13 protein-coding genes and 1 pseudogene are annotated in these 9,413 nt (G+C 64.0%); all 14 read right to left on the minus strand.

What is annotated here, in order from left to right; translation table 11 throughout:
* Positions 1 to 28: 28 nt before the first annotated feature.
* Positions 29 to 1,234 (minus strand): DegT/DnrJ/EryC1/StrS family aminotransferase, encoded by a 1,206-nt coding sequence (locus tag V5F48_RS22665; protein WP_394260406.1) that lies wholly within the window; start codon positions 1,232 to 1,234, stop codon positions 29 to 31.
* The gene (locus tag V5F48_RS22670; RefSeq protein WP_282640205.1) at positions 1,234 to 1,497 is read right to left on the minus strand and encodes a DUF6129 family protein; all 264 of its coding nucleotides are present in this window, start codon (positions 1,495 to 1,497) and stop codon (positions 1,234 to 1,236) included. The genes V5F48_RS22665 and V5F48_RS22670 overlap by 1 nt, the downstream gene beginning before the upstream one ends.
* Before the next feature lie 87 nt (positions 1,498 to 1,584).
* Positions 1,585 to 1,914 carry a DUF3024 domain-containing protein gene (locus tag V5F48_RS22675; protein WP_394260407.1) on the minus strand — a complete coding sequence of 110 codons (330 nt, stop codon included), beginning with the start codon at positions 1,912 to 1,914 and terminating at the stop codon, positions 1,585 to 1,587.
* Between the two features lie 46 nt (positions 1,915 to 1,960).
* Positions 1,961 to 2,203 carry a nitrogen fixation protein NifZ gene (locus tag V5F48_RS22680; protein WP_394110949.1) on the minus strand — a complete coding sequence of 81 codons (243 nt, stop codon included), beginning with the start codon at positions 2,201 to 2,203 and terminating at the stop codon, positions 1,961 to 1,963.
* Positions 2,203 to 2,520: a nitrogen fixation protein NifZ gene (locus tag V5F48_RS22685; RefSeq protein ID WP_394110926.1), complete on the minus strand. Its 318-nt coding sequence runs from the start codon at positions 2,518 to 2,520 to the stop codon at positions 2,203 to 2,205. The genes V5F48_RS22680 and V5F48_RS22685 overlap by 1 nt, the downstream gene beginning before the upstream one ends.
* The gene (locus V5F48_RS22690; protein WP_394110925.1) at positions 2,517 to 3,296 is read right to left on the minus strand and encodes a 4Fe4S-binding leucine-rich repeat protein; all 780 of its coding nucleotides are present in this window, start codon (positions 3,294 to 3,296) and stop codon (positions 2,517 to 2,519) included. Before V5F48_RS22690 ends, V5F48_RS22685 begins: the two co-directional genes overlap by 4 nt.
* Entirely contained in the window at positions 3,286 to 3,825 is a 540-nt protein-coding gene (locus V5F48_RS22695) for a tetratricopeptide repeat protein (RefSeq protein ID WP_394110924.1), read from the minus strand. The genes V5F48_RS22690 and V5F48_RS22695 overlap by 11 nt, the downstream gene beginning before the upstream one ends.
* Before the next feature lie 96 nt (positions 3,826 to 3,921).
* Complete coding sequence (locus V5F48_RS22700; protein WP_394110923.1) at positions 3,922 to 4,236, minus strand: HesB/IscA family protein; 315 nt, start codon at positions 4,234 to 4,236, stop codon at positions 3,922 to 3,924.
* A gap of 11 nt (positions 4,237 to 4,247) precedes the next feature.
* Positions 4,248 to 4,472 (minus strand): 4Fe-4S binding protein, encoded by a 225-nt coding sequence (locus V5F48_RS22705; protein ID WP_149576275.1) that lies wholly within the window; start codon positions 4,470 to 4,472, stop codon positions 4,248 to 4,250.
* Positions 4,473 to 4,593: 121 nt separating this feature from the next.
* Positions 4,594 to 6,156 carry a nitrogenase cofactor biosynthesis protein NifB gene (gene nifB, locus V5F48_RS22710; RefSeq protein WP_394110922.1) on the minus strand — a complete coding sequence of 521 codons (1,563 nt, stop codon included), beginning with the start codon at positions 6,154 to 6,156 and terminating at the stop codon, positions 4,594 to 4,596.
* A 315-nt stretch (positions 6,157 to 6,471) separates the two neighbouring features.
* Complete coding sequence (locus V5F48_RS22715) at positions 6,472 to 7,344, minus strand: SIR2 family NAD-dependent protein deacylase (RefSeq protein WP_394260408.1); 873 nt, start codon at positions 7,342 to 7,344, stop codon at positions 6,472 to 6,474.
* A 6-nt stretch (positions 7,345 to 7,350) separates the two neighbouring features.
* Complete coding sequence (gene nifT / locus V5F48_RS22720; protein WP_149576272.1) at positions 7,351 to 7,566, minus strand: putative nitrogen fixation protein NifT; 216 nt, start codon at positions 7,564 to 7,566, stop codon at positions 7,351 to 7,353.
* Between the two features lie 192 nt (positions 7,567 to 7,758).
* The gene (gene nifS / locus V5F48_RS22725) at positions 7,759 to 8,961 is read right to left on the minus strand and encodes a cysteine desulfurase NifS (protein WP_394260409.1); all 1,203 of its coding nucleotides are present in this window, start codon (positions 8,959 to 8,961) and stop codon (positions 7,759 to 7,761) included.
* Between the two features lie 140 nt (positions 8,962 to 9,101).
* A pseudogene (locus tag V5F48_RS22730) lies at positions 9,102 to 9,368 on the minus strand (NifU family protein); the annotation flags it as partial.
* Positions 9,369 to 9,413 lie beyond the last annotated feature (45 nt).

The raw sequence follows: 9,413 nt of genomic DNA on the forward strand, positions 1-9,413 counted from the left end.
TTGTGGTTGGGTGCGATATTATTTGCCTTCAGTAGATGGCGGCGCCCGCCCCTACATTGATCGAGGCATCCTTCATCGTTGCAACGATGAACTCGATTTCGTCCTCGGACAGGTGCGTGTGGAACGGCAGGGCAATCGCCCGGTCGGCCACCTTCTCGGTCACGAGGAAGTCGCCCTTGCGATAGCCGAGGTCGAAGTAATGGCGCTGCAGGTGCAGCGGCGCGCTGTAGGCCGCCGATTCGACCTTCTCCACCTTCAGGTCGTCCACGATGGCGTCGCGGCTCGACTTGGAGAAGCGGGTGCCCAGATGCACCACGTAGAGGAACCAGTTCACCTCCGTCACGTCCGGTCCGATGAATGGATCCTTGATACCCTCGAAGGACTGGACATACTTCTGGTAGAGATGCTCGACCGTGTGACGCTGTTCGAGAATTTCTTCCAGCCGCCCCAGCTGGGCGAGGCCAAGCGCGGCGGTCACGTCGCTCATGGCGCCCTGGTAGGGCGCACTCATGGAGACCACGACGGACGAACGCTCGTCGAGCCGGTGGGAGCGAAAGCGCCGGAGCCCCACCGCCACGTCGATGTCGTCAGTCACCACCATGCCGCCCTCGCCGCACACCAGCGGGAAGGGCTGTGAGAAATCGAACACGGATGTGTCGCCGAACGTCCCAACCAGCGCACCCTTGTAGCGCGAGCCGATCGCCTCGGTGGAATCCTCGATGAGGGCCAGACGGTTCGTCCGCGCCAGCTCCTGGAAAGCGGTCCAGGGCGCCGGATGGCCGTTGGCATTACCGGCGACGATGGCCTTGGTCTTCTCCGTGATCTTTGCCGCCGCCTTCTCGGGAACCAGGGTTCCGGCCCAGTAGTCGATGTCGGCGAAGACCGGACGCGCGCCGGAAAGGCTCACGGCATGAACCGTCTCCCGGAAGGAATGGGGCGAACAGATCACCTCGTCGCCGGGGCCGATGCCGTAGGCCTTGAGGGTGTAGAGCAGGCCCATGGTGCCGCTCGGCACCGCCACCGCATATTTTCGGCCGAGATAGCCGGCGAACTCCGCCTCGAATGCCTCGGCGGTCGTCCCGCTCGACAGCCGCGGGGACTGCAGAGCCTCGGCGACCGCCTGAAGCTCGATCATCGTAATGTCGGGATCCGACAGCAGGATCGACGTGTCTTCGCCCTCCGCATCGTCGTCGGCGGGCAGGTCGGCGTCGTCAATGAGATCCATGTCGCTCATCACGCGCTCCGTCGGGCGAGGATGACACCGGTCGCGCTCGCGGGATCGAGCGTGATGTGCGCGCAGTGATCGGCGGTATCGAGCAGATGGATGTCGTATGTCGAATAGGTGCGAAATGGCGCCTCCGTAACATCGGAAGCGTCGCATTGGGTCCACGACAGCGCGGGAAACCGCCGGCGCAGCTCGGCAAACACAGGCCCGGAGGCGTCCTCGGCCGTGAGGACCTTCTCGATCTCGGAGAGGTCGCTGTCGCTGAGGGCCATAACTAACTCTCCCTTGCCGAAAATGAGACACATCCGCGTCTTCTGTCGCGGGCCGAAGTCCCCATGCAGGATCATTGCCAAATTAGATCATTGCCAAAATTTGCGGTCGCTATCGTCGTTGAGGAGATCGAGGACCTCCTTCAACCGGTCATGGGTGCTGTCGAGCTCCCACAGGCAGGTGCCGTGGTTTTTGCGGAAGAGCTGCCAGCCGCCCTCCTCCGAGTCGAACAGCAGCAGGGCGATGTCCACCACACCGCCCTCCGGATCGATGTTGCGCGAGCAGCACGCGCTTTCGATGCGATAACCGCCCTCGGTGGCAAGCACCCGGGGCGTGACATAGCGATAGCGCTTGCGTGCCTTGATGGCGCGCTCGATGCGCTTCTTGTCGAGATCGTTCGGATGAGCGGGCAGCCTCATCGTCTCGTCTCTTTCCCAATCCAAGCCGTCCCGGCTCTGCAAAGGTTCACTCGAGCGGGGAGATCTCTTCCTCGAGGCACCCCACCACCAGACGTTCGGTGAACTCGATCAAATAGATGGGCGTGTTGGTGTCCGTATGCGTCCCCACCTGGACGATCTCGCCGGTGGTGCCGAGGCCCACCAGCAGCGCCTCTTCCGGCATCTCCGGGTAGGAGCCGTCGTTGTAGAGGTCGATCAGGGTCTTGACCTTCTGGCCCCACTGATACTTGGGGTTGCGCGGCTCGAGGATCATGCTTTGGGTGCTCCGGGCAGGGGAATGTCCATTTCGTCGCGCGGGATGGCGCTTTCGAGTTCCTTGCGCTTCATACCCACGCGATTGCCGCTTTCGGTAAATTCGACGCCGTAGATATAGAATTGCTGCAGGAAGGTCCCGATGGAAACCACGTAGCCGACCTCGCCCTTCTTCGCGAGAATCTCGCCGATTTCCTTCCCGGCATAGGTTCCGTCGTTGCGAATGACCCGCTTGGCCTTCACCTTTTCACCGAAGTTGAAGTACGGCGGCTCTGAGACTTCGACCACATCACTGTCACGGACAATGTTGCTCATAGCGGCATCTCCCTCAAAAGCTCCCCGCCCGCCTTCGCGCGGGATCGGGCGACCTCGCGCACGAAGTCGTCATCGTCATCGATCAGCTGCGACACCTGGGTGGGAGCGATACGGCTCGCCACCTCGTAGCGCACCCGCCAGTCCGGATCGGCGACGAGCGCGGAGAGAAGATCGGGGGCCAGGCGCTGGGCCACCTCCAGGCGCACCTGGGGGCTCCTGTCGTTGACCATGCACAACAGCCATTCCCCCGGCAGGCGCTGGGCGACCACGCGGCGGACCTCGGCTTCCGGATCATCCACCATGCGTGAGAGCAGCGGCGGCGCGATGCGACGCGCCACGACGAGCCGCACGTAGTAATCCTCGTCCGCCATCATGGGGGAGAGATCGGCATCCTCCAGCAGCGAGACGATGCGGATGCGGACCTCACGATGGGGATCCTTGCGCAGGGGCAGGATCTTGGTCTTCGGCAGGCGACGTGCTGCGTTCCAGCGCACCGTCTCCTCCGGATCATTGAGCAGCGCCGGCAGCACAAACACGTCCGCGTGCTTGGCCGCGATGGCGCGCACCTCGAAATGGTCGTGCCGCACATAGGAGTTGGCGAGCGCCGGGTTCCAGTTGAAGAAGCGGTCGATACGCCGGGCATAGCGGTCGTTCACGCAAGCCCGTCGCAGACTGCATTTTCCTGCCGCCAGGAGGTCCTGGTGGGCGCACGAGGAGCAATCGACGTCTTCCCCGAGCCAGGTCTTGGCTTCGTCGATGTCGTCTTCAGTCATCATCGTCCTGCCCTGCCCTGTTCAGCACGTCGAGCAACAGCCTTGCACCGACCTTGTCGGTGGGATCGAGCTCGAGCAGCTTCATCACCGCGGCCCGCCCCTCTTCCAGATCGCCGAGGCGCATGTTGAGGTAGGCGTAGCCCTTGAGCGTAAACAGGAAGAAGCGCGGCATCAGCCGGTCGTAGCGCGAGAATTCCGCATCCTGCGCACACACGTCTCGCCAGTCCGCCGGCAGATTGGTCTCCCGCTGCGCCTTGGCCAGGCACACGCGAGCCACCTCCAGGCATTCCTGGAGCCGGCCCTTGTAGAAATAGAAGCGGTAGAGACCGATCAGCACCGCCGCATGACCCGGCGCCAGCGCCTCGGCCTGCCGCAGATGGGCTTCCGCGACTTCATCCTGCTGGTAGGAGAGGCCGGCTTCCCACAGATGATACTGTGCGTCCTCCGGCAGCCCTCCCCCCATCACGGCGCTCGCGAGGAGCGCCTCGGGGGTGAGGAAATCCGGATCGCCCGAAACCTGCGAGCCTTCCATTCCTGTCCCCTTGTTTTCCTCTGCAGCCCTCCGACCGGGAGCCGGCTGCGCGTGACGCATGTCCGGGGCGGGTGAACCGCCCCGGCACGTCACGGTTCAGTGCGTGTGCGAGCTGCAGGTGGCCGCATTGGGATCCTGGAACACCAGGCCCGTCTTGGCGGCCGTGTCGGTGAAGTCGATGGTAACGCCATCAAGCAGCATGCGGCTTTCCGCAGGCAGGAACAGCTTGAGGCCGTCCTTCTCCACCACCGCATCGCCCGGCGCCGGCTCGGGCAGCACCGCGATCTCGGCATTGAGCCCGGAGCATCCACCGGGGGTCACATGCATCCGGAAACCGGCGCTGGGACCGCCGTCGGCCATGATCATCATGCGAATGAAACGCTGGGCCGAACGGGTCATCGTGAAGTTCATCGCGTCTCTCCTTACGCGGTGGGCTGATAGCGGGGATATGCGTTGTCGATGACGCAGGTATCGTCCACCGGGCAGACCGCGGCGCACTGGGGCACGTCGAAGTGGCCGATGCACTCGGTGCACTTCTTCGGGTCGATCACGAACGTCCCGTTCTTTTCAAAAATGGCCACGTTGGGACATTCCGGTTCGCAAGCCGAGCAGCTCGTGCACTGCGACGCCACGATTTTCAACGTCATGGGATGCTCCTTTGATGCCGAGCGCGCGATCTGATCGGCAGGACGGTCTGTTTGCTTGAACTTGAAGATGGGTCCGCCCAGGCTGTTTCAACCTGAACGGACCCAGCCCTTGTGGGGTCGATCAGGCCGCGTTGATGAGCGCGCCCTGGCGGATCTCGGCGTCGCCGCGCTCCGCATGCTCGATCTCGCCGGTCTTCACCTTGTTCAGGTATTCCTTGAACCAGGTGATGGCCGACTTCTCGATGAACTCGTGGGCGAACCCGTCCACCGGCTCGATGCCGGCCTTCACGAGGTCAGCCTTCGGGCAACCGCCGATCTTCGCCACGAACACCGCATGGCAGTCGTTGATGGCGCGGATGATGGTCTCGAGGCTGTCCTCCTCGCCGTAGCCGCCCTGGCAGTACAGGTCGACGCGGCGATGGCCGACGAACTTGGCGCCGCCGGTGGAGAGTTCCCACACCTGGAACTCCTTGGCGTGGCCGAAGTGCTCGTTGATGAGGCCCGAGCCCTTGGTGGCCACAGCCACGAGCAGCTTGATGTCGCTCTGCTCGCCGGCGAGGGCTTCCATCTCTTCCTGCTTCGCGGCAACCTTCGCCACGCGCTCTTCTTCGACCAGGGCCTGGTAGGCCTTGCGGCTGTCGAGGTCGTAATTGACCTCCATGGCCATGATCTTGTCGGTGGTGAACTCCGCAGAGCGATCCTCGCCGAGGAGGCCCACGGCGTCGGCGCGGCACTGGCGGCAATGCCGCATCATGTTCATCTCGCCTTCGCACGAATCCTGGAGCGCCTTGAGCTCCTGGGCCGTCGGGCCGCGCTGGCCGTTGAGGCCGAACACGGTGCCGTGCTCCGGTGCCGAGATGAGCGGCATGATGTTGTGCAGGAACGCGCCGCGGGACTTCACCGCCCGGTTCACTTCGACAAGGTGCTTGTCGTTGATGCCGGGGATCATCACCGAGTTGACCTTGCAGAGGATGCCACGCTCGGTGAGCATCTCCAGGCCCAGCATCTGCCGGTCGGTGAGGAGCTTGGCGGCCTCGTAGCCGGTGTAGCGCTTGTGCTTCCAGAACACCCACGGATAGATCTTCGCGCCCACTTCCGGATCCACCATGTTGATGGTGATCGTCACGTGGTCCACGTTGAAGCCGGCAATGGTGTCCACGTGGTCGGGCAGGGCCAGGCCGTTGGTGGACAGGCAGAGCTTGATGTCGGGGGCAGTCCGGTTGATCAGCTCGAAGGTCTGGAAGGTCTTCTCGGGATTGGCGAGCGGATCGCCCGGGCCGGCGATGCCGAGCACGGTCATCTGCGGGATGGTGGACGCGACCGCGAGCACCTTCTTGGCCGCCTGCTGGGGGGTCAGCTTTTCGGAAACCACGCCGGGGCGGGATTCGTTGGCGCAATCATACTTGCGGTTGCAGTAGTTGCACTGGATGTTGCACGCCGGGGCGACGGCAACGTGCATACGCGCATAGTGGTGGTGGGCTTCTTCAGAATAGCAGGGATGGTTCTTCACCTTCTCCCAGATCTCGGTGGGCAGGTCGCCCTGGCCAGCGGACGAACCGCAGCTGGCCTTGCCCGAGCCGCCGGACGTGCCGCAACCCTGGTGGTCGGCCTTGGCCTGCATGGCCTCGGCCAGCTTGTCGGCCACTGCGGCTTCGCTCGTCTCGTGCTGTGTCGACGCGTGCATGAATCTGCTCCTCGCTTCCAGCAGGATCCCAATAAAAATCCTTGGATAGGGATGAGCAACTGGCGTGCCAGCCGCACTACGCATAAATACGTAATGGATTTCAGAACCTTAGAGATTTTCGCCAGCTGTCGGCTTGCCAACATGCGCCACGCGGGGAGCGACATGTTGGAAAAGTTACATCGTCATACGTTCGGTTTCGGCCGCATTATTGATCTTGATCAATGCAGGCCCGAAACCCACACAAGGCCGCAAAAAGCAAAGAGAGCATGTCCGGGTGGGACATGCTCTCTCCGAGGATCGCGAAAACGAAAACGATCAGGCGGCAACCGACATGATGATGTCCAGCGCCTTGGGCAGTGGCATGGCGATGGGCGTGATGGCGTGGACCAGCAGGAAGCGCAGCTCGTTCTTGGTCAGCACCGCTTCGTCCACGATGGCGAAGTGGGGCAGACGCGAGCGCTTTGAAATCTGACGCGCATAGGTTCGCAGCATCTGGTCGTGGAAGCGACAGCCCAGGAACAGGAAGCTGCGCTCGGTACGGCGGTTCTTCACCACGTCCGGGATCGGCGTCTGAATGTCGATCTCGGTAAGGACCTCCACATAGTCGGCGTCGGAGATCAGCCAGTTCTTGGCCGGCGCGACGCTGCCGTGGGGCTTGTAGAGAACCGTCTGCCAAGCCTCGGCCGCGGCGCGGTCGGTCTCGGTGCCGGCGGGGTCATAGAAGCGATACCAGCGGTCCTCGCCGATGCCGGCGCGGGTGATGCCCTGCGCCTCGCCCCAGCCCTCGCGGCCCTCCAGCGCCGACCGCATGGCGCCGTCATACCAGGTGTCCACGATCAGCGGCAGGTTCAGGCCGGCGAGGAAGGCATGGAACGGCAGCGGCGCCACCGGCGGCGCGAACGCATCGGCCATGAGGGCCGAGACGGTGGAGCGGTGCTTCATGCTCTCGATGTGCTGGGCGGCGGCCCAGGCGTTGCCCTTGGCCCGCTTGGGCAAAGCGACCTTGGTGCCGAAGAAGGCCGCAAGGCCTTCCGGCGTCACCGGGATGACGGGCGACGACAGCTCCAGGAGGCCGGGCCCCAGATAGGGCACGGCCTTCCCGGCGACGAGCTCCGCCGCCACGTCCTTCAGGACGGCTTCGGCGTCGGCGAGCTTCAGCGTCTCGATATTGGCGACGGAAATATTCATGTCAGATCACTCCTCCTCGCCGCGCTTCTTCGCGTTCACGGTGATGGGGAGGGTCGTGCCCTCGGCCATCTCCGGCAGATCCAGCACCCAGCCGTTGGCGATCTTGATCCAGCCGCCCCACAGGGTCTCGTGTTCGCTCTCGACGATCGGCTCCTCAAGGTCCTTTTTAGGAACGTAGATGGAAAGGCCGATCTCCGGAGAACGGCGAATCATAATCTTCATACAACTGACTCCTCGATCGGCCTGGACTCGCCGCTCTGACCCGCGCCGACATCCATGCGATGTCGTTCGTGGACGTTCCTGATGCGCCCGGCGACCGTCATGGCGGTCGGCATCGGGCGCGCATTTACTGGTGCGCACGCATATCCCGTTGCGAGAATGACGCGCGCCACACGAAACCTAGCCATGGCTGAGCTAGACATGGCTGGCCGCAGGTGCACCGTCCGCCCCCTCCCGCGCGAGCCAGGCCGGCGACATGGCGCGCAGGCGGGTGACGATCTCCGGCAACGCCTCCAGAACCCGGTCCACGTCCTCGCCGGTATTCTCCCGGGAGAGCGACAGGCGCAGGGCGCCGTGCAGGGCCGTGGACGGCAGGTTCATGGCCCGCAGCACATGGGACGGCTCCGTGGAGCCGGAGGTGCAGGCCGAACCGGTGGATGCGGCGACGCCGGCCTTGTTGAGATTGTGCAGCACCGCCTCGCCGTCGAGATATTCGAACGCGATGTTTGCGGTATTGGGCAGGCGGTTCTCGCCATCGCCGTTGAGCAGGGTGTTGCTCACCTGCTGGAGAATGCCCTGTTCGAGCCGGTCGCGCAGCGCCTTCACCCGGGTGCGCTCATCGTCCATGTGCTGGAGCGCCAGGTCCGCCGCCGCACCCAGGCCAATGATGCCCGGCACGTTCTCGGTGCCGCCGCGCCGCCCGCGCTCCTGGTGACCGCCGCGAATGAGGGGACGGAACTTCACGCCCTTCTTCACATAGAGCGCGCCGATGCCCTTCGGCCCGTGCAGCTTGTGGCCGGACAGGGACAGCATGTCGATGGCGGTGGATTTCAGGTCGATGGCCACCTTGCCCACCGCCTGCACCGCATCGGTGTGGAACAGGGCGCCCACCGCCTTCGCCTGTTCCGCCAGCTCCGTCACGGGGAACAGCGTCCCGGTCTCGTTGTTGGCCCACATCACCGAGGCGACGGCGGTCTTCGCAGACAGCGCCCTGGCATAGGCATCCACATCGAGCCGGCCGTGGCTGTCCACACCGATGAGATGCACCTTGATGCCACGCGTCTTCTCGAGATGCGCGACGAGGGTGAGGATCGCCGGGTGCTCCACCGTGGAGGTGACGATCTCGTCCCGGCCCTCCTGGGTCTCCAGCGCGGAGAGAATGGCCGTGCTGTCGGCTTCCGTTCCGCCGGAGGTGTAGATGATCTCATGATCGAAGGCGGCGCCGAGCAGCGCCTGAAGCTGCTTGCGCGCCGTCTTCAAGGCCTCGCCCACGTGTTCGCCGAAGGCGTGGGTGGACGAGGCATTGCCGAAATGCTCACTGAAGAACGGCAGCATGGCCTCGACCACAGCGGGGTCGGTCCGTGTCGTCGCGTTGTTGTCGAGATAGACAGGCCGCACGGCAGCACCCCTTCGATCGTCTGAGCCTGAGGCCCGCCGCCTCAGCGCGTCGGCGAGGGGACGGCGGGAGCCGAAGCCACCGGAGCGGCCGACGAGGTGGGAGCAATGCTCTTCAGGCTCACCAGCGGCTTGTTCTGCGCGCCGGCCACCGGAATGAGACGGATCAGCTCGCCCAGGCGCTCCACGATCTTGGTCTGGATGCCCTCAATAGTCTCGCTCGCCAGCTTGCAGAACACGCAGGCACCGGTCATCTTCACCATGACCTTGTTGCCGTCGATCTCGACGAGCTCGCAGTCGCCGCCGTCCCGCACGAGGTTTGGACGGATCTCCTCGATCACCTCGCGGATAATGGCTTCACGCTTGGCTTCGCGGGTAAGCGGAGCGGACTCTTCGGTCTCAGCCAACATCGCTCTGTCCTCTGTGTGATTTGAGTTCGGCCCGCAGATCAGGTC

The sequence above is a fragment of the Xanthobacter autotrophicus ATCC 700552 genome, from assembly GCF_043194565.1.
Taxonomy (GTDB): Bacteria; Pseudomonadota; Alphaproteobacteria; order Rhizobiales; family Xanthobacteraceae; genus Xanthobacter; species Xanthobacter autotrophicus_F.